This window comes from Salinicola acroporae, assembly GCF_003206615.1.
GTDB classification, from domain to species: Bacteria; Pseudomonadota; Gammaproteobacteria; order Pseudomonadales; family Halomonadaceae; genus Salinicola; species Salinicola acroporae.
Genome location: NZ_PZJW01000001.1, coordinates 104,612 through 125,046 on the forward strand (window position 1 = coordinate 104,612; position 20,435 = coordinate 125,046).

The 20,435-nt window shown below is 68.0% G+C and carries 14 protein-coding genes; 4 read left to right on the top strand and 10 right to left on the bottom strand.

What is annotated here, in order from left to right:
• Nucleotides 1-900 carry a RibD family protein gene (locus DOM54_RS00485; protein ID WP_240613717.1) on the bottom strand — a complete coding sequence of 300 codons (900 nt, stop codon included), beginning with the start codon at nucleotides 898-900 and terminating at the stop codon, nucleotides 1-3.
• Nucleotides 901-1,084: 184 nt separating this feature from the next.
• On the opposite strand from DOM54_RS00485, the gene ribA reads away from it, so the two are divergent.
• Nucleotides 1,085-2,224, top strand: coding sequence for a GTP cyclohydrolase II RibA (ribA, locus tag DOM54_RS00490; protein ID WP_110714473.1), 1,140 nt, complete (start codon nucleotides 1,085-1,087; stop codon nucleotides 2,222-2,224).
• 3 nt (nucleotides 2,225-2,227) lie between these two features.
• Here ribA and DOM54_RS00495 read toward each other — a convergent pair whose 3' ends face one another.
• From DOM54_RS00495 to recC, 4 genes are read right to left on the bottom strand one after another with little or no spacing between them, the layout of a single operon-like run.
• Nucleotides 2,228-3,037, bottom strand: coding sequence for a creatininase family protein (locus tag DOM54_RS00495; protein ID WP_110714474.1), 810 nt, complete (start codon nucleotides 3,035-3,037; stop codon nucleotides 2,228-2,230).
• On the bottom strand, nucleotides 3,034-5,112 hold the full coding sequence (recD, locus tag DOM54_RS00500) for an exodeoxyribonuclease V subunit alpha (protein ID WP_110714475.1): 2,079 nt from the start codon (nucleotides 5,110-5,112) through the stop codon (nucleotides 3,034-3,036). Before recD ends, DOM54_RS00495 begins: the two co-directional genes overlap by 4 nt.
• Entirely contained in the window at nucleotides 5,109-9,023 is a 3,915-nt protein-coding gene (recB, locus tag DOM54_RS00505; protein ID WP_110714476.1) for an exodeoxyribonuclease V subunit beta, read from the bottom strand. Before recB ends, recD begins: the two co-directional genes overlap by 4 nt.
• Nucleotides 9,020-12,748: an exodeoxyribonuclease V subunit gamma gene (gene recC / locus DOM54_RS00510; protein WP_110714477.1), complete on the bottom strand. Its 3,729-nt coding sequence runs from the start codon at nucleotides 12,746-12,748 to the stop codon at nucleotides 9,020-9,022. The genes recB and recC overlap by 4 nt, the downstream gene beginning before the upstream one ends.
• A gap of 171 nt (nucleotides 12,749-12,919) precedes the next feature.
• Between recC and DOM54_RS00515 the strand changes: the two genes are divergently transcribed.
• The 3 genes from DOM54_RS00515 to DOM54_RS00525 all read left to right on the top strand — a co-directional run bounded on the left by DOM54_RS00515 (nucleotide 12,920) and on the right by DOM54_RS00525 (nucleotide 15,650).
• Nucleotides 12,920-13,762 carry an EamA family transporter gene (locus DOM54_RS00515; RefSeq protein ID WP_110714478.1) on the top strand — a complete coding sequence of 281 codons (843 nt, stop codon included), beginning with the start codon at nucleotides 12,920-12,922 and terminating at the stop codon, nucleotides 13,760-13,762.
• A gap of 140 nt (nucleotides 13,763-13,902) precedes the next feature.
• Nucleotides 13,903-14,907 carry an amidoligase family protein gene (locus DOM54_RS00520; protein WP_110714479.1) on the top strand — a complete coding sequence of 335 codons (1,005 nt, stop codon included), beginning with the start codon at nucleotides 13,903-13,905 and terminating at the stop codon, nucleotides 14,905-14,907.
• A 53-nt stretch (nucleotides 14,908-14,960) separates the two neighbouring features.
• Nucleotides 14,961-15,650 carry a gamma-glutamyl-gamma-aminobutyrate hydrolase family protein gene (locus DOM54_RS00525; protein ID WP_110714480.1) on the top strand — a complete coding sequence of 230 codons (690 nt, stop codon included), beginning with the start codon at nucleotides 14,961-14,963 and terminating at the stop codon, nucleotides 15,648-15,650.
• A gap of 36 nt (nucleotides 15,651-15,686) precedes the next feature.
• Here DOM54_RS00525 and DOM54_RS00530 read toward each other — a convergent pair whose 3' ends face one another.
• From DOM54_RS00530 to DOM54_RS00550, 5 genes are all read right to left on the bottom strand, one after another.
• Complete coding sequence (locus DOM54_RS00530; protein WP_110714611.1) at nucleotides 15,687-17,009, bottom strand: MFS transporter; 1,323 nt, start codon at nucleotides 17,007-17,009, stop codon at nucleotides 15,687-15,689.
• A gap of 130 nt (nucleotides 17,010-17,139) precedes the next feature.
• Complete coding sequence (locus DOM54_RS00535) at nucleotides 17,140-18,447, bottom strand: MFS transporter (protein WP_110714481.1); 1,308 nt, start codon at nucleotides 18,445-18,447, stop codon at nucleotides 17,140-17,142.
• Between the two features lie 210 nt (nucleotides 18,448-18,657).
• Nucleotides 18,658-19,089 carry an OsmC family protein gene (locus DOM54_RS00540; protein WP_110714482.1) on the bottom strand — a complete coding sequence of 144 codons (432 nt, stop codon included), beginning with the start codon at nucleotides 19,087-19,089 and terminating at the stop codon, nucleotides 18,658-18,660.
• Nucleotides 19,090-19,204: 115 nt separating this feature from the next.
• Nucleotides 19,205-19,708, bottom strand: coding sequence for a thiol peroxidase (gene tpx, locus DOM54_RS00545; RefSeq protein ID WP_110714483.1), 504 nt, complete (start codon nucleotides 19,706-19,708; stop codon nucleotides 19,205-19,207).
• Nucleotides 19,709-19,801: 93 nt separating this feature from the next.
• The gene (locus DOM54_RS00550; RefSeq protein WP_240613718.1) at nucleotides 19,802-20,407 is read right to left on the bottom strand and encodes a DUF1415 domain-containing protein; all 606 of its coding nucleotides are present in this window, start codon (nucleotides 20,405-20,407) and stop codon (nucleotides 19,802-19,804) included.
• Nucleotides 20,408-20,435: the final 28 nt, after the last annotated feature.

The following is a 20,435-nucleotide window of genomic DNA, read 5'->3' on the forward strand; positions in this document are numbered from 1 at the left end:
TCAGGACACCGCTGGCGTTCGGTCACGCAGGTCGAGATCGAACAACATATCCCGGCCAAGGCAGAAATGGCGACAGGCTGGCCGCAGCGCCATGTCCAGCGTCTTGATCTCCGGCAGCGTCAGCGCCGGACGGCCGGACCCGATCAGCATGGGCGCGACGACACTGTGCAATCGGTCGAGACAGTCCGCCTCGAGAAAGCGGGAAATCGTCAGCCCGCCGCCTTCGATCAGGATCCGACGATGACCCTGCTCGGCCAGCAACGCCAGAACCCTCGAGGGATCGAAGCCCGCCGCCTCCGGCGGCAACGGCGTGACGCTGACATGCGTCGCGAGCCCGTGGCCCCCGACGCCCTCGTTGACGAGATGCCAGGTCGGCGCCGCCGGCTGGCAGAAGACGTGGCGATCGGCCGGTACCCGCCCCCGGGGGTCGAGCACCACCCGCAGCGGGTTGTCGCCCTCGACATGGCGCACGGTCAACTGCGGGTCGTCGGCGTCGACCGTACCAGCACCGACGACGACCGCGTCGACCAGCGCCCGCATTCGATGCAGATGGACCAGGCTCTGCTTTCCGGTCACGTAGTGGGAAGCACCGGTGACCGTCGCGATACGGCCATCCAGGCTCTGGCCCAACTGGGCGATGACGCACGGCCCCCGGCGCACCGAGGTCGTGCACCACGGCAACCAGATCGACAACAGTTGCGCAGCCTCCTCGTCGACCGGATGGCTGCAGCGCCAGCCGCCGCCGGCGTCGACTTCCAGGCGACGATGCCCATCGACGACGGTCCCGTCGAACGAGTCGTCACGGGTCAGGGCCGCCACTTGGCGAAGCCAGCGCCAGGCCAGGGCGACGGGCACGGTGGGAGTCACGGCGTGAGTGGGGTTATCGGACGAGGCAGTCACGGTCATTCCTTGGCCAGACGGCATCACAGCGTAGCAAAGATCGACCTTGGCGCGGAGTGCGTTCGGCGGTGGGCGCCATCATTCCGACTCCCCTCGCCGGTCCCCCACCCCGGGCCTCGGGTGCCGATCACGGATAGCGATCACAGATGAGACTGATCATGGACGACAGGATAAGGAGACGATCATGCGACAGGTAGAGCGCGCGATATTCGATCTGCGGCGCGGCCTCCCGGTGCTCGTGCGGGCCGCCAGCGGCGACGTGGTGGTCCACCCGCTCGAGGGCTGCGACGACGAGGCACTGACGGCATTGCCGGCGCTCGCCGGCAACTCGGCCGCCCTGGCGCTGACCCGCCATCGCCTGGCGCGGCTGGGCATCGACTTCGGCCCCCGCGTAGGGCTGGTACCCGTCGACCCCGACGATGGTGCCCAAGCCATCGTCGCCTGGGCCAGCGACGAAACGCGGCGGCTGCCCGTGGATCGCCAGCCCGTCGCCGCCGCCCCGGCGAGCGAGGCGGCGCTGGATCTGATGCGAATCGGCCTACTGATCCCCGCGGCCGTGGTCGCCGAGGTCAGCCAGGCGCAACGCGCCCAGGTCGAGGCGCTGGTCGCGGAGGGTACGGTACTGGCGGTCGCCGCCGAGCAGATCGACGCCTACGCCGGGAGCCGGTCGCGTTTCCTCAAACGCACCAGTGACGCGGAGATCCCGCTGTCCCACGCCGAGCGCGCCACCTTCGTCATGTTCCGGGAGGCCGACGGCATGCGCGAGCACATCGCGATCGTGATCGGCGATCGCGCCGAATGGAGCGATGCGGTGCCGGTGCGTCTTCATTCGGCCTGCCTCACCGGTGACCTCTTCGGCAGTTTGCGCTGCGACTGCGGCGAGCAGCTGCGCGAGAGCGTGCGCACCATCGACGAACGCGGCGGCGGCGTCCTGCTCTATCTCGCCCAGGAGGGTCGGGGCATCGGGCTGGCCAACAAGCTGCGCGCCTACACCCTGCAGGATGGCGGCCTGGATACGGTCGACGCCGACCAGGTACTCGGGTTCGGCGAGGACGAGCGAACCTACGAAGTCGCGCTGGAGATGCTCGAGCAGCTCGAGATCGCGCGGATCGAACTGTTGACCAACAATCCCGAGAAGATCGCCGCCATGGACCAGGGCGGCGTCGAGGTGGTCAACCGTCGCGGCATCTACGGCAAGCTGACCAAGCAGAACCGACGCTATCTGGATGCCAAGGCCAAGCGCGCCGGCCACTGGCTGGAAGAGGTGCTTGACGACGGCGAGGGTAAATCGTCCACGCCTCTCAGGCGCCCGGTGGCGCGCTAAGCGTCATCCCGACGCCGGATGGCGGTGGCGCAAGGTAGCGAGATCGAATGTCCCCGCCTCCTCGATCACCTGCGCCAGCCGGATGCCGAAATGGTCGACCAGCCGACGGCCGGTCTCGGCGTCGGCCAGGGTCGCGTTGCCGGTCACCCCGCTGGCGTGAAGATCCTGCGCCAGCCAAGCGTAGCCAGCGTCCCCCTCGGGCCCCAGGGTCGATCCAGCCTGTTCGCGGATCCGACCCTCGGAGACCGCGTCGGCCAGCCGGGCGACACGAACCCTGTCCGGAGCGAGATGCAGCATCATCGACGTCTCCAGCGCACCACCATGCAAACCATGGCGGAGCTCCTCGGCGGGAAGCGCCTGCGCCGGGGGCGCGAAGCGGAAGTAGTTGGCCTTGACCACCAGCATGGCGTGCCTTGCGCGCAGCTTGAGCGCGGCAAGGTCGATGACTGCCTTGTTGCCGCCGTGGCTGTTGAACAGCACCAGCCGGCGGATGCCGGCGCGCTGAACCGCCTCGCCCAGCGCCTCGATCACCGCGATCGCCGTCTCCGGCAGTAGGCTCAACGTGCCGGAGAATCCGGCGTGTTCGAGGCTCGAACCCAGCGCCAGCGGCGGCAGCAGGATCACGTTCCGATCCGGCGCGAGCCTTGTCGTTGCCGCCTCGAGCAGGCCCAGCCCGATGTCCAGGTCGGTGGAGAGCGGCAGATGCGCACCGTGCTGCTCGATCGCCGCCAGCGGCAGCACCGCCACCGTCCCCGCGTCGACCAGTTCGGCCATCTCCGTCGTGGTCAGCTCCTGCCATTTGTGGACACTCATGTTTCACTCCCTGACGAACCGCTTGACGTCGATGGCGCCGGCGAGCCCAGCAGCCGTTCCGCGATTGCGCTATCCCTGACCACCCGCCGGGCGATCGCCTCGCGTAACGTCCGCTCGTGGTTGCCGCCCTGCGCCAGCGTCAGCCGCGAGCGGGCTCGCGTGATGCCAGTGTAGATCAGCTCCCGGGTGACGATCGGATTGGCCCGCGCCGGTAACGCGAACAGGACGTGCTCGAACTCCGATCCCTGGGATTTGTGCACGGTCATCGCGAATGCCGTCGCCGCGGCATCCAGCCGCGACGGCAGTACCTGGCGGATACCGTCGCCCTGCGGGAAACAGACCCGCAGTCGGCCGGCGTCATCGGCCAACGTCAGCCCCAGATCGCCGTTGTAGAGACCCAACTGGGGGTCGTTGTGAGTCACCATCACCGGGCGCCCGGCGAACCACCCTTCGGTGCGCGAGATCCAGCCCTGCTGCCATAACGCCCGGGCGATACGGTCGTTCAACCCCTCGACGCCCCAGGGCCCGCGGCGCAGCGCGCACAGCACCTGGAAGCGGCCCTGCAGGGCGAGAATCGATGCCACGTCCGCCCCGCCGCGCAGCGCCTCGAACAGCGGACGGTAGCCTGTCACCACGGCTCGCTCGAATGCCGCCGTGTCGATATCCAGCGTCTCCACATCCTGGAAACCCGCGGCCAGCAGTCGCGTGAAGTCACGGCCATCGCCGGCGTTGGCCGCCCTGGCGAGCGCCCCGATGCCGCTGTCCGCCCGGAAACGAAAGCTCCGGCGCAGCATGGCCACGTGATCGGCCAGCGGGTTGGTCACGGCGGCCACGGGCAACGACTCGCCCGCGATCGACCGAAGATAGTCGCGCGTCGCCTCGGAGTATCCAGCGTCGCCGGCCCCCGCGCACAGATCGCCCAGCACCGAACCTGCCTCCACCGAAGCCAGTTGATCCTTGTCGCCGAGCAGGATCAGGCGGGCCTTCGCCGGCATCGCGTCGAGCAGCGCCGCCATCATCTCGAGATCGACCATCGAGGCCTCATCCACGACGAGCAAGTCGAGGCTCAACGGTGCCTCGCCATGATGGCGAAAATGGCGCGTGTCCGGGCGCGCCCCCAGCAGCCGGTGGAGCGTCTGCGCCTCCTGGGGTATGGCGGCGCGCACGACATCGGAGACCTCCAGGCGGCCGACCGCTCCCGCGATCGATTCCGATAGCCGAGCGGCCGCCTTGCCGGTGGGCGCGGCGAGCCGTATCCGGAGCGGCTCGCCGTCACCCGACAACGACTGCTCCTGCAGCAGCGCCAGCAGTCGAGTCACGGTGGTGGTCTTGCCGGTCCCGGGCCCGCCGGAGATGATCGTCAGCCGCTGCCGCAACGCCAGGGCGCACGCCACGCGCTGCCAGTCGGGTTCGCCCTCCTCGCGCCGATTGTCGGCGAACAGGGCCTGCAGCCGCCCGGCCAGCTCCTCGGCAACCGCCAGTGGTGGCCCCAGGCGCTGTCGAAGCCGCGCCGCCACCCCGCTCTCGGCCTGCCAGTATCGGCGCAGGTAGACCCGGTCGCCGTCCACGACCAGCGGCGTGGCGAGCCCCTCTGCCGCCGTCGCCTCGGCAACGGTGGAGGATTCGATCAACGCGGCAAGCCATTGCGCCGGCGTGACCGGGTCGAGCAGGGATTCCGGCAGCACCACCGCCTCCGACGACGCGTGCTCGTCCGTGTTCTCCAGAGGCGGCAACGACAGCGCGGAGCGCGGCGCGTCCAGCACCCGGGCCAGCGACAGGCAGACATGGCCCCGGCCCACCTGATGGCTGACCAGCGCCGCAGCGAGGCCGACCAGCGGATCGGCGGCGGGATCGCGTTCGAGCAGGAAGAGCGCGAAGTGGCGGTCGAGCTGGCGCAGCCAGCCCAGCGCCACCCACAGCGACAGCGCCGCCAACAGGGTCTCGCGGGTGAGCGCAGCGACGGTCGGCGACGCCGCGGTATCGTCACCATCCAGGGCCAGCGAGAACTGGCCCTCGCCCGGCGAGCCGGGGTGCGCGTTCCGATTCGAAGGCGTCGTCGACGGTCGGCGGTTCATGCCGGAATCTCCTTGGATTGTCGCAGCAACGCGCCGGCCGGCCCGGCGTCACCCTGGAGCCACGCGTCCAGCGCCTCGATCAGCGCCCGCGACGGGCGCCGGTGGAATACCCCGGGCGCGACTTCGGACGCCATGCCAGACTCGAACGCGTCTTGGGCCGCCATGGCAGACTCAGGCGCATCTTCGGGCGCATTGGAGAGCGGCGCCTTGGAGGACGACGCCTCGGAAAGTCCCCGCAGGAAGACGTAGCAGGCGCCGCCCATGTGCCGGTCGTAGTCGTAATCCTCGAGCCGCGACTCGAGCAGGCGGTGCAGCGCCAGCACGTAGAGCACGTACTGCAGGTCGTAGCGGTGATCCACCATCGCCGCGGCCAGGCGCTCGCCCTGGTAGTCGTCCGGCGTATCGCCCAGATGATTGGATTTCCAGTCGAGGACGTACCAGCGCCCTCCCGACTCGAAGACAAGGTCGATATAGCCCTTGAGCATGCCGTTGAGCTTGCGCGGCGCCAGCCGGGGGCGCCGGCCGGGAAGCGGCTCGAGCCGTGAGACGAGGCGGTCAAGCGGCTCGCTCCAGGCCGCCGATGCCGGCAGCCAGAAATCGAGCTCGGGCCGCCATGACTCGAGGCGATCGAGACGCACCGAGTGGCCGTCGACGGTCATCAGCGGCGAGCGCAGCCGCTCCAGCAGCAACGTCTCCAGCAGCGGCGACCACTCGGCATCGAACCCGCTGGTCGCCAGACGGCGGCCGATCTCCCGGCGCAGCGCTACGGCATAGCCGGGGTCGTCCAGGCGATCGAAGTCGAGCGTTTCCAGCAAGCCGTGCAGGAAGGTTCCCGGGCGCGGCCCCCGCGGGAAATCGAACAGCGCGCGGATACTGGGTCGCGGCACCGGATCCCGCTCGCGGCTGACCTCGATGTCCAGCGTCGCCGGCAGATCCTCGCTGGCCGCGACGGCATCCTCGCCCCCGCCATCGCCGGTAGTGTCGCCGTCCCATGTCTCCTCCTCGCCCACGGCGCGACGGGCGTCCGCAATCAGCGCGGTGTAGGAGGCGATCCACCAGTCATCGTCGATCTTGCCGTCGAAGATCCGCGCCGGTTTGGTTTCCGGGGCGGCCATCGTCGTTCGTAGCCGGTGATCCGGCAGTTCGGGCAGCGGCTCGATCGCCAGCCAGCCGTCGCGCTCGCCCTGCCGCAGCCGATCCAGCAGCGCCGAACCATCGTCCGCCTGCGCGCTGCCCAGCAACCGCCCCAGCGCAGTCTCGTGCAGGCAGCCGCCCTGGCCCCGCCCGCGAGCGACATGGGCGACCCCCAGGCGACAGGCGTAGACGGCACGGGTCAAGGCGACGTAGAGCAGGCGGACATCCTCGTCGAGACGCGCCAGCTCGGCCTCTCGCTTGTGGTCGTCATCGGGGGCGGCCACCAGCACGCTACCCTCGCCCCCGGGCGGCCTCAACGCCAGCAGTCCGGTCCGGCGATCCGGCTCCGCCGGCCGGTGGGAGCAGACGAACGGCAGCAGGACGATGGGATATTCGAGGCCCTTGGACTTGTGCACGGTGACCACCCGGACCAGATCCTCGTCGCTCTCCAGACGCTGGCTGAGCGCCTGGCTGTCCAGTGTCGCGACGCCCTCCTGCAGCGCCCGGTGCCACCAGCGCAACAGCGCCTGCTCGCCGTCGAGCCGCTGCTGGGCGTTCTGGGCCAGCTCACCGAGATGGAGCAGGTCGGTCAACGCCCGCTCGCCGTCGACGCGCTGGGCCAGCCGTTCGGCGACGCGGAAATCCTGCATCACCCTGCGCAACATGGGCAGCACGCCACGCCGTTGCCATTGGCGATGATAGTCGCCGAAGCGCTCGACCTCGCGCTCCCACGCCAGCTCGTCAGCCAGCAGCGCTTCCAGGGCCCGCGGCGAATCGTTGAGCAACTGGGTCGCCAGTGCCGCCTTGAGCCGGGCATCCTGGCGCGGCTGGGCCACTGCCTCGAACAGCTGCAACAGCTCGAACGCCTGCGGGGTGTCGAACACGCTCGACTTCTCGCTGAGATAGACGCTGCGGATCCCGCCGTCGGCGAGCGCCCGTCGCACCTTGAGCGCTTCCGGCCCGTTACGTACCAGGATGGCGATATCGGCCGGCTGGACCGCCCGCTCGCCGGAGTCGCCGGCGAAGCGCCACTCGCCCTCCAGCAACCGCTGGACCTCGGCCCGGGTGGCCGCCGCCATCGTCGCCTGATAATCGCCCTGGCTGTAGCGCTCGGTATCCGGCCACCACACCCCCAGCGCGGCCACCGGCCCGCCATCGCGGTCGACCAAGCGCGTTGGCTTGGGCTGGGAGCCGATCGCCACGAACGGTATCTCGTCGCTACCGAAGGGTTGCGGGTGACGCTGGAACAGCGCGTTGGTGGCCTCGACCATGGGCCGCGTCGAGCGGAAGTTGCGCATCAGCGTGAAGCGGCTCGGTGTCGCCCGACGCGCGCGCAGGTAGGTGTGGATGTCGGCACCGCGAAAGGCGTAGATCGCCTGCTTGGGATCGCCGATCATCAGCAGCGCGGTGGTGGCCGGGTCGCTCTCCGGCGCCCGATAGATCCGCGAGAAGATCCGGTACTGGACCGGGTCGGTATCCTGGAACTCGTCGATCAGCGCCACCGGCAGTTCCTGGCGGATGCGCGCCGCCAACCGCAGCCCGGCATCGCCACCGTTACTGCCCGGCGCCAGGGCGGCGTCGAGATCGTTGAGCAGGTCCGAGAACTCCCATAGTCCGCGGCGCCGTTTCTCCTCCGCGAACGCCCTCGCGATTCGGTCGCGGGCATGCACCAGCACCTGGGAGGCAATCGCATCGAATGGCGTGCCGGCCTCGGCGAGTCGATCCAGCCAACCGAAGAACGGATGCTCGGGCACCGCCGCGTTCTTCTTCGTCGCCCCCGCCAGCTTCTCCTGGCCGAGCCAGAAACGCCCGCTGCTGTCGGTGACATCGTCCGCCTTGTCGAAGGTCTCCTGTTCGAGCCAGCTCCGGAAACCGGCAAGGCGGGCCTCGAGCTCTTCCGGCTTGTAGCTGTTCTTCTTCAGCGCGTCGGCGTCGAACGCCGCCTGCAGCGTCTGGCGGATCGTCTCCTCATCCCAGTGCGCGCGCAGGGCGGACTCGATCGCCTGGCGGCGCTCCATCTCACGCTCGAAGCCGCCGAGCAGTGCCGCCAGCGATGCCGGCGCCGATACCGCCACGCCGTCCACCCACAACGGCTGTGGCTCGCCATCCTTCAGCAATGGCCGCAACGCGGTCGACAGGGCATCCGGTCCGCTCCAGCGCGAGCGGATCTGACGCTGCCAGCGCTCGTCGAGCGGATAGAACTCACAGCGCCAGTAATCTTCCACCGTTCGGGCCAACAGCGTCTGTCCGTCCTGCAGCAGTTCGGCGGAGAACCGCGCCCCGGCGTCGAAGGCGTGGCGGGTCAGCATCCGTTGGCAGAAGCCGTGAATGGTGAAGATCGCCGCCTCGTCCATCAGCCGCGCGGCCTGGTCCAACCGCTTGGCTCCACCCCGGCAGGCGGCCTCTCCCGCCGCCGCCAGCGGTACCAGCAGGGTCGCCAACACCGGGTCGGCGCGGTCCTCGGGGCTGGCCAGCAGCCAGTTGCGCGCCTGCTTGAGGCGCGCGCGGATACGCCCACGCAGCTCGGCGGTGGCGGCCTCGGTGAAGGTCACCACCAGAATTTCCGGCGGCGTCAACGGACACGGGAAATCCACCGTCTCGCGCCCGGGTAGCGGCCCCAGCACCAGCCGAACGTAGAGTGCCGCCAGGGTGAAGGTCTTGCCGGTGCCGGCACTGGCCTCGATCAGATGTCGCCCGGTCAACGGCAGGCCGTCGAGCACCAGCGGGACGACCCCCTCGTCCATCGCGGCATCGGCACGGTCGCGGCTGTCGGTCATGAGTCGGCCCCCGAGAGATGAATGCGCTGCGACGCCTGCCGCATCGCCTCCAGCAGCGGCTGGTAGTGGCGAACGCTCTCGGCCACGCCGCCGGCCGCCTCGAACGCCTCGAAGTCACGCCAGAGCTGGCCCAGGCCGCCCTCCCGCTGGACCAGCGCCGCGACCTGGTAGTTGCCGGCCTCGTAGTCCGCGCCGAGACGTTCCCGCAATGCCGGTTCGGGCGCCTCTCCCGCTGCCAGGGCTTGCAGCGTCTCGGCATGGCACTGGCCCCACAGCGTGCGGACCAGCTCCCCCGAGGCCGGCAGCGGCTTGTACCAGGCCCGCCACCAGCTCGCCAACCACGCCGTCAGCCGCCGCCTCGCGTCGAGCCGTTCCAGCGGCGGGAAATCGAGACAGCGATCCTCGAAGATTGCCGTCCAGTGACACGACGACTCGCCAGCCGCATTGACCAGCAGCCAGCGCAGATAGCCGGCATGGAGTCGATGCGGCTTGCCGAGCTTCTTCCACGGGCCGTCGCCCTCGGGCTTGAAGTGACCGAAATGGCTGGTTTCCAGCGTCAGCAATTGCCAGCCGCCCTGCTCGTCCGTGAACAGTCCTTCGACGCGTGCCTCCAGCGCCAGCGGCGGCACGCCGTCGGTAGCCGTTGCGTCGAAACGCAGCAGTGGCGGTTCCCGCTCGCTGGCGGTCGCGGTCAATCGCCGCCAGGTCTCCAGTTGCGTCTCCAGGCGTTTCAATGTCGGCTCGATGGAGGCCAGGCCGAAACCGGCCGCCGGCAGCCGTCCCGTCAGACGCAGCCGGTCCGCCATCTGCGCCAGCGGTTCGCCACGGCGCCCGGCGTCCAGCAGCTCGCGCTTGACGGTGTGATCCTCCAGCGCATCGAGGACGAAAGGCTCGCTATCCTCGTCGGGGACTTCAGCATCCTGGAATCGCACGCCCAGGCGGCCGAGATAGACACTCCAGGGCCGGCGCAGCAGTCGCTGCAGGTCGGCCAGCCCCAGCGCTTCGCCCGGCGGCTGGGGCGGAGCCGGCTCGGTGACGTTCTGCCCGGTGTCCCGTTCGGTATCGTCGCGGGTGTCGTGCAATGGTGCCCAACTGGCATCGAAGGTGTAGCGTGGATCGTCGGCCTGGAAGTAGCGTCGCGAGAACGGTTGCAGCGGGTGGGCCTCGATCAGCCGTGCCGCCAGCGCCGTCTCGTCGTCCACCGCCGGGCGATCACCCGGATGGCCGGCCGGACGCCAGCCCTGCTCGAGCGTATCCAGCAGCTCGCCGATCAGCACCGAGGGCGGTCGCGGCGTGTTGTCGCGCTGGTCGAAGCCGACCCAGGAAAGTGTCAGCCGCTCGCGGGCGGAGAGCAGCGCCTCGAGCAGCAGGTAGCGGTCATCGTCGCGGCGCGAGCGATCCCCCGGGCGCGGGCGCTGTGCCATCAGGTCGAAATCCTGGGGCTGGCGGGTTCGAGGATAGGCGCCGTCGTTCATCCCCAGCAGGTAGACCTGCCGGAACGGGATGGCGCGCATCGGCATCAGCGTGGCGAAATTGACCTTGCCGGCGAGGAAGCGCTGGGCCAGGCCGCCGTCGTCGAGCTCGGCTCTGAGGGCGTCACGCACCACCGCCAGGCCGATCGGCTGCGAGAACGAGGCCAGCTCGCAGCTCTGCTGCCAGCGGCCCAACGCCTGGTCCACCCGCGCCAGCACATCGTGCTCGTCCAGTGCGGTCGGCGCGAACAGCGCCTCCATCAGCGATCGCAGTCGCATCAGCCAGTCGCCCGGCGTGGCGGCCCCGCTCAGGGCCTCGCACTGGGCGGCCACGACCTGCATCAGCTCGGCAAGCCGGCCCGCCAGGTCCGCCTCCAACCCGCCCACCTCGTCGTAGGGTACGATGGCATCGAACTGCCAGGCGGCGTCAGTGGGTATCGACCCGTGGCCCCCGCCCGGCGGCAGCGGACCGGTGGGCCCCGGCGGCAGCGGGCCGGTTGAATAGCCCAGCAGCATGCGTTCGAGCCCAAACGCCCAACTGTTCTCATGCAGCGCCGGGAACCCAAGCGTCTGGCGATGCGCACCCGAAAGCCCCCAGCGCACGCCGCTCTCCGAAAGCCATCGCCGCAGGCGCGGCAGTTCGGCTTCATCGATGGCGAAACGGGCCCGAAACGCCGGCACATCGAGCGCGTCGAGCAGTTCACTCACCCCCAGCCGCCGTTCGGGCAGTTCCAGCAGCGCCAGGATCAGCACCATCATCGGATGCGCCTCACTGGCAATCTGATCGGCGATGGTGAAGGGGATATGGCGCGGATCGTCGGCGGGCAATCGGCCGAAGACCGCCTCAATATAGGGGGCGTAGACGTCGATCTCCGGTACCATCACCAGGATGTCCCGCGGTCGTAGCGGCGCCCCCCGGGCGCTGGCCTCGTCGAAGGCCGCCAGCAGCCGGTCGTGCAGCACTTCCACCTCGCGCAGCGGCGAGTGCACGCTGAACAGCGACAGCGAGGCGTCGTCCACCGCAATCGTGCGTTTACCGCCCTCCCGGGCTCGCTCTCCCGGATGCCTGAGATCGAGGATGTCCTGCTGCAACTGGTTGAGCAGCGGCGCTCGTTCGGCATCCGACTCATCGTCCGCCGCCGGGTCGCGAAAGAGATCGGTCTCGACGTCGAAACCGCCATCCTGGCTCTCGAACTCGTAGAGGCCGACGATGAAATCGCGCCCCTGGGCGCCCCAGGCAGCCAGTAGCGGGTTGGCCTGGAGATGCAGCGCCTGCTCGTCCAGCGCTTCGAGCCAGGGCGCTTCGGGGTGGCGAGCCTGCTGGCGCGCCACCGCCCCGGCGGAGAGCCGCCCGGCGCGCTTGATCGCCTCGCGGTCGGAGACGATATCGCCCCAGTAGTGACGGCAGGGGTTGGTGATCATCAGAAAGACATCGATGACACCGGAGAGCGCATGCAGGGCCTCCAGCGTCTGCGACGGCAGCGCCGAGATGCCGAAGACGAAGATCCTCGGCGGCAACCCCTTGGGGCAGCGCCGCAGTCGCCTGGCGGCGTGCAGGAAACGGCCGTGCAGGTTGGCGCGGTGAAACGCCCGCTCGTCGGGTCCGGCGTCATCGATCAGCGCCCGCCACAGCGCTGGCTGCCAGCGCTGATCGGCGGGCAGGTCCCGGGGCGAGTCCTCCCCTGCTTCCCATGCCGCCAGCCAGTCCGGGCGGTAGTTGAGATAATGGTCGAACAGGTCTGCCAGACGGACCGCCAGTTGCCAGCGCTTGCGCTCCGCCTGCTCGGCCGCCAGGCGCTCGGTGCCTGCCGTCGCGCGGGCCTCGTTGCCGGACTCCTCTCGTGCATCGTCTGGCACCGTACCTTCCGGGCCGGTTCCCAGGTAGTGGGCGAGCGGCGCGAAAACGACCGGCGCCGTGGCGACCGCGCCCTCCAGCAGTCGGAAGATGCGCCACGCCAGCGGTCGCTTGTCGAACGGCGAGTGCAGCGGAATCGACTGCCCCTCGCCCTCCCCTCCGGCCTGTTCGAGCACCGCGCGATAGGCACGCCAGACGAAGCTCGAGGGCAGCGGGAAATCCACCGAAGCGGCGATGCCATCGGCTTCGGCCAGCGACAGGCGCAACCACTGGGCCATGCCGTTGGACTGCACCAGGAAAGTCTCCGGGGTCAGTGGCGGCAGCCGATGGCGCTTGATCAGCGCCAGTGCCAGGTCGTGCAGGTCTTCGAGATGATTGGCATGCAGGACGCTGAACATCCGTTCTCCGGGATTCACGGGGCGACGGGGACCGATGAGCACCGATCCGTGGTCGTGCCATCCTACCGTGGCGCAGGGCGACGATCACCTGAAGCCTGTGGCAAGATGTGACAATCGAATGACGAGCGTACCGTCATTACCCCACGGACTCGCTGTGCTTAAGGATTCACGTTGACGACGCCCGTCTTCCTCGCCGTGCTGGCCGGCGCCCTGATGCATGCCAGTTGGAATGCGCTGGTCAAAGTCGGACTCGACCGGTTGCTGAGCATCTCGCTGATTCAGGTCGCCTGTGCCGTGATCGCCCTCGCCGGGGTCGCCTTCGTGCCGCTGCCGCGGGCGGAAGCCTGGCCCTGGCTGGCGGTATCGGCGGTTCTGCATATCGGCTACAACATCTTCCTGGCCCGCGCCTACCGGGTCGGCGATCTCGGCCAGATCTACCCGATCGCCAGGGGCTGCGCGCCCCTGCTGGTGACGCTGATCGGCGTCTTCGCGCTCAGCGAGAACCCCTCGTGGATCGGCTATGCGGGAATCGCGGTGCTGGTCCTCGGCATCCTGTGCATGGCCTTCCGAGGCGGCAAGGGGCCACGCCTGGAACGCGCCTCGCTGGTCAACGCCCTGACGACCTCCGCCTTCATCGCCGGCTACACCCTGGCCGATGGCAGCGGCGCTCGCGCCAACGGCGACGCGATCGGCTATGTGATCTGGCTGTTCCTGCTCGACGGCTTCGGCATGCTGCTGGCACTGGTGGCCATGCGCGGCGTTCGAACGCTACCCGACCTGGGCCGTTACTGGCGGGTCGGCCTGATCGGCGGCGCGCTCTCCCTAGGCGCCTACGGCATCACCATCTGGGCCATGACCCAGGCACCGATCGCACTGGTCGCGGCCTTGCGCGAGACCAGCGTGCTGTTCGCCATCGCCATCGGCGTGATCTGGTTGAAGGAGCCGTTGCGTCGCGAGCGGCTGCTCGCCGGCGGGCTGATTCTCGGCGGCGTCATCCTGACCCACTGGGGATGAATGTCATCCCCCGCCAGGACTGCTAGGCTTAATCCACCGAATCACCGCTCTGCCAACGCCGTTGCCGTGTCTTCCGGCGCGCATCCGACGCTCATCCAGACGACAGCCTGAGGGCGACAGCAATCGGCAAGGAGCCTACCGTGACTCTCACCGCGCCAACGTACACCACCAATGCCGACGGTCAGCCGCGTCGGGTCGGTGTCGAGATCGAGTTCGCCGGTATCGGCCCCATCCAGGCAGCGCGCCTGGTCGAGATGACGTTCGGCGGTCGAGTCGAGCAGCACAGCGCGCATCGCCTTCAGGTCACCGGAACCCCATGGGGCGTCTTCCATGTCGAACTGGACAGCAAGTACGTTCACCCCGACGAGCGCTTGCTCGATCGCGCCCGCGCCGTCGATGGCCAGCCGCCCGGCATCGGCGAGCACCTGCGTGCCAGCCTGCACAGCCGCACCCGCGAATGGCTCGGCGACATGGTAGCGGGCCTGGTGCCAACGGAGATTGTCTGCCCGCCGATCCCCTGGCACGAACTGGAGCGCCTGGACGAGTTGTTCGCGGCGCTGCGCCGACATGGGGCGGAAGGCACCGATGCCAGCCTGCTGTATGGCTTCGGCCTCCACCTCAACCCGGAAATCCCCTCCCCCGACGTCGAGAGCGTGATCGCCTATCTGCGCGCTTATCTCATACTCGCCGACTGGCTGCGCGACGAGATCGTCGTGGACGTGACGCGGGACATGCTGCCGCACACCCGGCCGTTCCACAGCGACTACACCCGCCGGATACTGGCGCAGGACTATGCTCCCACGCTGCCGACGCTGGTCGACGACTACCTGGTCGCCAATCCGACCCGCAACCGGGAGCTGGATCTGCTGCCACTGTTCGCCTGGCTGATGCCCGGCCACCCCAACGCGCTGCTCCGGGAGACGCTGGTCAAACCCCGGCCGACCTATCACTACCGCCTTCCCAATGCCTCGCTCTCCGATCCCGAGTGGGGCGTAAGCGTCGAATGGAATCGCTGGGCCGAAGTCGAGCGCCTGGCCGCCGATCCGGTCCGCCTGGCGGAGCGCAGCGCCGCCTACCGCGTGCATCTCGCCCAGCCGACCCTGAGCCGCTGGCTGGACTCGCTGCGCCACTGGATGCGCCATTGATGGCCTGGTCGCGCGCCAGACCCGGCCGCACACGACGAGCCGGGTCGCCCCGGATGACCGGCCGACCGCTGATCGGTATCACAACCTCGGACCACAAGAGTTTCCTGGCCTGGTGGTGCGACTGGCTCTCGGTCTGGCGCGCCGGGGGCAGGCCGCTGCGCATTTCGCCCGCCCGCCCGCTGCAGCGCCCGGTGGACGGCCTGATCATCGGCGGGGGCGACGATATCGGCGCCCAGCGCTATGGCGGCGAGATGCAACTCGACGTGCGCATCGATCCCGCTCGCGACGAGCTCGAACTCGAACTGCTGGCCCGCTATCTACCGCAACGGATACCGATCCTGGGTATCTGCCGTGGCGCCCAGATCATCAACATCCACTGCGGTGGCAGCCTGATCGAGGACATCCAGACGACCTATCGTCACATCAGAAACCGGCGCATGGTGCTGCCGCGCAAGCGCATCGAGATCGAACCGTTCAGCCAGTTGGCCGACATTCTCAACCGCCGCTACTGCCACGTGAACAGCCTTCACCATCAGGCGGTGGATCGGCCGGGGGACGGGCTGAAGGTGGTCGCCCATGACCGCGACGACCTGGTGCAGGCGATCGAAAGCGACCGCCACCCCTTTCTCATCGGCGTGCAGTGGCATCCGGAGTTCCTGCTGTTCAGCCGCTCGCAACAACGGCTGATCCGGGCACTGGTGGATGCGGCCTCGAAGAGTAAGCCGGCGACAGTGGAAAATTGATCGCGCTATAGAAAAGCTGAGAGCCTCGGCAAAGCGTCAGCACGGCATGATCGCCAGCCGGCGCCCGGCACGGGTGCGCAGCAGAAACAGGCCGATGAGGATACCCATGACCGATAGCGCGGCGACGTAGATCGCCGGCGACATCGGGTACCAGCGCATCAGCGTGGTGACGATGATCGGTGTGAAGCCGCCGAATATCGCGTAGGCGACGTTGTAGGAGAACGACAGCCCGCTGAACCGGACCGCTGCCGGGAACGCCTTGACCGCCACCGCCGGGATGGCACCGGTAATTCCCACCGCGAAGCCGGCCAGGGCGTAGAGCGGCATCAACTGGTCCGGGCGCTGGCCGACGACGCTCATCATCAGCCAGTAGCTCGCGCCCAGCAGCACGCTCCAGCCGATCAGGGTCGGGCCGCTGCCGAAACGGTCGGCGCACCAGCCGGCGACCACGCAGCCCACGATCAGACACAGGATCGCCACCACATTGGCCAGCGAAGCGTCCAGCCCGGCGTACTGCACCGCCAGCAGGGGCGGCGTCATCAACATCACCACGACGATGGCCGCGGTCAGGATCCAGCTGACAGCCATGGCCAGCAGTACGCCGCCCAGGTGATCGCGAAGCACCGCCTTGACCGGCAGCTCGGCGGCGAGCGCCCGACGCTCGCGCATCTCGGCGAAGACCGGGGTCTCGCGCAACCAGCGGCGCAGGTAGACCGCGATCAATCCGAATCCCCCGCCGATCACGAACGGAATTCGCCATGCCCCCTCGGCCAGCTCGCCAGCCGAATAGTGCGATTTCATTGCCGCCGACACCAGCGAACCGATCAGGATGCCCGCCGCCAACCCCGCCGACAGCGTGCCGCAGGCAAGCCCGACATGACGACGCTGGACATGCTCGGTGACGAATACCCAGGCACCAGGCACTTCGCCGCCCACCGCCGCCCCCTGGAGCATGCGCAACAGCACCAGCAGCAGCGGCGCCAGATAGCCGATGGCCTGATAGGTCGGCAGGCAGCCGATCGCCAGCGTCGGCAATGCCATCATGAAGATCGACAACGTGAACATCCGCTTGCGCCCCAGCAGGTCGCCGAAATGGGCCATCACGATGCCGCCCAGGGGGCGCACCAGATAGCCGGCGGCGAAGATGCCGAATGTCTGGGTCTGGCGCAGCCATTCAGGCATGTCCGGCGGGAAGAACAGTTGCCCGATCACCGTGGCGAAGTAGACGAAGATGATGAAGTCGTAGAACTCCAGCGCACCACCGAGCGCGGAAAGCGACAGCGTCTTGACGTCGTCTCGCGATAGAGGCCGGCTGGCGCTCGCGCCGGTAGCATTGTCGGATAGCGGTGTATGGGCCACGGTTTCTTCCACGAAATACGCCACCCGCGGGTGGCGCCATCTTGATTATCGGTCGACAGGCGGTCGTCGCTGCCACCGGGTTTCCGGCCCCGGGTGGCGCTGGCCGGTCAAGCGCGAGACCGCCGCGAAATCAGTTCTGCATCAACGCCAGACGCTGCCCGCTTGGCGCGCGCAGCAGGAACAGGCCGATCACCACGCCGAGCGCCGCCAGGGCGGCGATATAGTAGGCCGGCGCGGCGGGATGACTGGCCATCAACGTCGACACCACCACCGGGGTAAATCCCCCGAAGATCGCGTAGGCGACGTTGTAGGAGAACGACAGGCCCGAGAACCGCACCGCTGCCGGGAACGACTTGACCGCAATGGTGGGTACCACGCCGACGATGCCGACGCCGAAACCGGCCAGGCAGTAGAGCGGCGTCAGTTGTTCGGGGCTGGTCGGCACCGTGTGCATCATCACCCAGTAGCCTACGCCCAGCAGCAGGCTCCAAGCGATGATCGTGATCCCGCTGCCGAGGCGATCGCAGCACCAGCCCGAGACCACGCAGCCGATGATCACGCAGACGATGGCCCAGACATTGGCCAGCGAGGCGTCGATGCCGTAGAGCGTCTGCAGCAGGCTCGGCGTCATCAGCACCACCACCACCACCGCGCCGGTGAGAATCCAGGTCACCGCCATCGACAGCACGACGCTGTCCAGATGGCGGCTGAGCACGCGCTTGACCGGCAAGCCCTCGGAGAGCGCTTTCTTGGCGCGCATCTCGGCGAACACCGGCGTCTCTTCCAGGTAACGGCGCAGATAGACCGCCAGAAAGCCGAACACGCCTCCGATCAGGAACGGCACCCGCCAGCCGTAGGCGTTCATCTCCTCCGGCGTGTAGTACGACTTCAGAAACGCCGAGATCACCGACCCGATCAGGATGCCGGCGACCAGCCCGGAAGCCAGCGTGCCACAGGCCAGGCCCACGTCCTTGCGCGAGACGTGCTCGGTCACGAACACCCAGGCGCCGGGGACCTCGCCGCCCACCGCCGCGCCCTGCAGGATCCGCATCAACACCAGCAGCAGTGGCGCCAGGTAGCCGATGCTGTCGTAGGTCGGCAGGCAGCCGATCAGCAGCGTCGGTACCGACATCAGGAAGATCGACAGCGTGAACATCCGCTTGCGGCCCAGCAGGTCACCGAAGTGCGCCATGATGATGCCGCCCAGCGGCCGCGCCAGATAGCCGGCGGCGAAGATGCCGTAGGTCTGGACCATGCGCAGCCACTCCGGCATTTCGGGCGGGAAGAACAGGTGCCCGATCACGGTGGCAAAGTAGACGAAAATGATGAAGTCGTAGAACTCCAGCGCGCCACCCAGGGCGGATAGCGACAGAATCTTGATGTCACCGCGTGACAAGGGACGCGACGGAGCCGCATCGTATTGAGGTGCGTTAGCCATGGCCGTGTTCTTTTTCTGAGGCGTTGAAACGTGCAGTTGTCCGGTAGCCAACGTGCGTCACGGATGCTCGACAGAGGATGCCGCCCGGCGCATGAAGGGGCCACGACATTACCAGACTTTGCCGGTTCCGTCAGCGCCGCCGCTCGGAGGGCGGGCCGACCCGGCGCAAAAAAACCGGCCTCGTGGGCCGGTTCTTCCCATCGCCGGGGCTCAGCTTTCCAGCTTGGCATCCAGCGAGATCTTGGCATTCAGCAATTTGGAGATCGGGCACCCTTCCTTGGCCTTCTGGGCAGCGCTGTCGAAGGTCGCCTGCTCGGCACCTGGAATCTTGGCCACGGTCTTGAGCTGGACTTCGGTGATGGTGAAGCCGCTGTCGTCCTGCTCCATGATCACGGTCGCGTCGGTCTTGATGCTATCGGGCTCGATGCCCTCCTCACCCAGCATCATCGACAGCGCCATGGAGAAACAGCTGGCATGGGCGGAGGCGATCAGCTCTTCAGGGTTGGTACCCGGCTGGCCCTCGAAACGGGTATTGAAACCATAGGGATTCTGCTTGAGCGCGCCACTCTCGGTGGAAACGACACCCTTGCCCTTCTTCAGGCTACCCTTCCATTCGGCGGATCCGGATTTCTTGATCGTCATCGTCAGCTCCTTCTGGTTTGATGTGACGTTTCGATGCAATCGACCATCGCAGTGGATGGGCGACGATCAGTGTAGACCACATTGCTCGGAGGTCATCCCTCCCGCCGTTTCCCCTTCACCCCTTCAGGGCCGTCAGCGCTGCATCGTAGTCGGGTTCGTTCTTGATCTCGCTGACCAGTTCGGCGTGCACGACCGTGTCCTGCTCGTCCAGCACGATCACCGCGCGGGCGCACAGTCCGGCCATGGAACCGCTCTGCAGCGCGACACCGTAGTTTTCGCGGAACTCGGGATGACGGAAACTGGAAAGCGTGACGACGCGATCCAGCCCCTCGGCGCCACAGAATCGGCTCTGCGCGAACGGCAGGTCCGCCGACACCACCAGTACCACGGTGTTGTCGAGCCCGCTGGCGTACTCGTTGAACTTGCGCGTGGACATCGCGCAGGTCTTGGTATCGACGCTGGGAATGATATTGAGCACCTTGCATCGGCCGGAGAAGTCCGCCAGCGACACCTCCTCGAGCTCGGCATTGGTCAGGGTAAAGTCGGGGGCGCTGTCGCCGACGGTGGGGAAATCACCGCCAACCTCGACGGCCACGCCGCCTCGCGTCACGCTCTGCATGATGGTCTCTCCGAAAGGAACGATTCAAAGACGGAACGATGGAAAACCGTGAGCGCGATATCAGACGACATCTGCGCCACCGATCAGCATAGCCTATTCGCCGGGCTCGCCGGCCAATCGGTCCAGCAACTCTCGGGATCGCGCCAGGGCTCGCGAGTCCGGGGCCCGCAACAGCGTCATGTTGCGCTCGGGAATACCCTCGGGATCGGCATGGTGCGCGATCGCCTGCTCTAGCTCGGCTTCCCGCAGGATGTGCAGCATCGGACAGGGAGAACGGTTGGTCGCGTTGGCGGGGTCGTCCGCCGCCACGCCCTCGAACACATAGTCCGGGTGGAAACTGGCCAACTGATAGATGCCGACATAGCCCAGTTCCTCCAGCAATCGCTCGGCCAGCTCGAGCCAGTCCAGGTAGTCGTCGAAGTCGTCCATGCCCACCGGCGCGATCAGCAGTGTGGTGGCAAGGCGGGTGTCCGCGTCGAGACGCCGGCACTCGGCCACGAGCTCGTGGAGCAACCCTTCCAGGTCGCTGGCCTCGGCCAACGCGTAGCGGATGGCATCCCGACGCATCTCGCGCCCGGCAAAGGGACAGATGTCGTGGGCAACGACGAAGGATTCGACCCAGGTTCGGGTTCGAATGAGCGCAGACGGTTCGATGGCGATTCTCCTGAAACCGGTGGACGATGGCCGCGAGACGTTCACCCTTACCGCGAACGCGTTCACAGGAAAC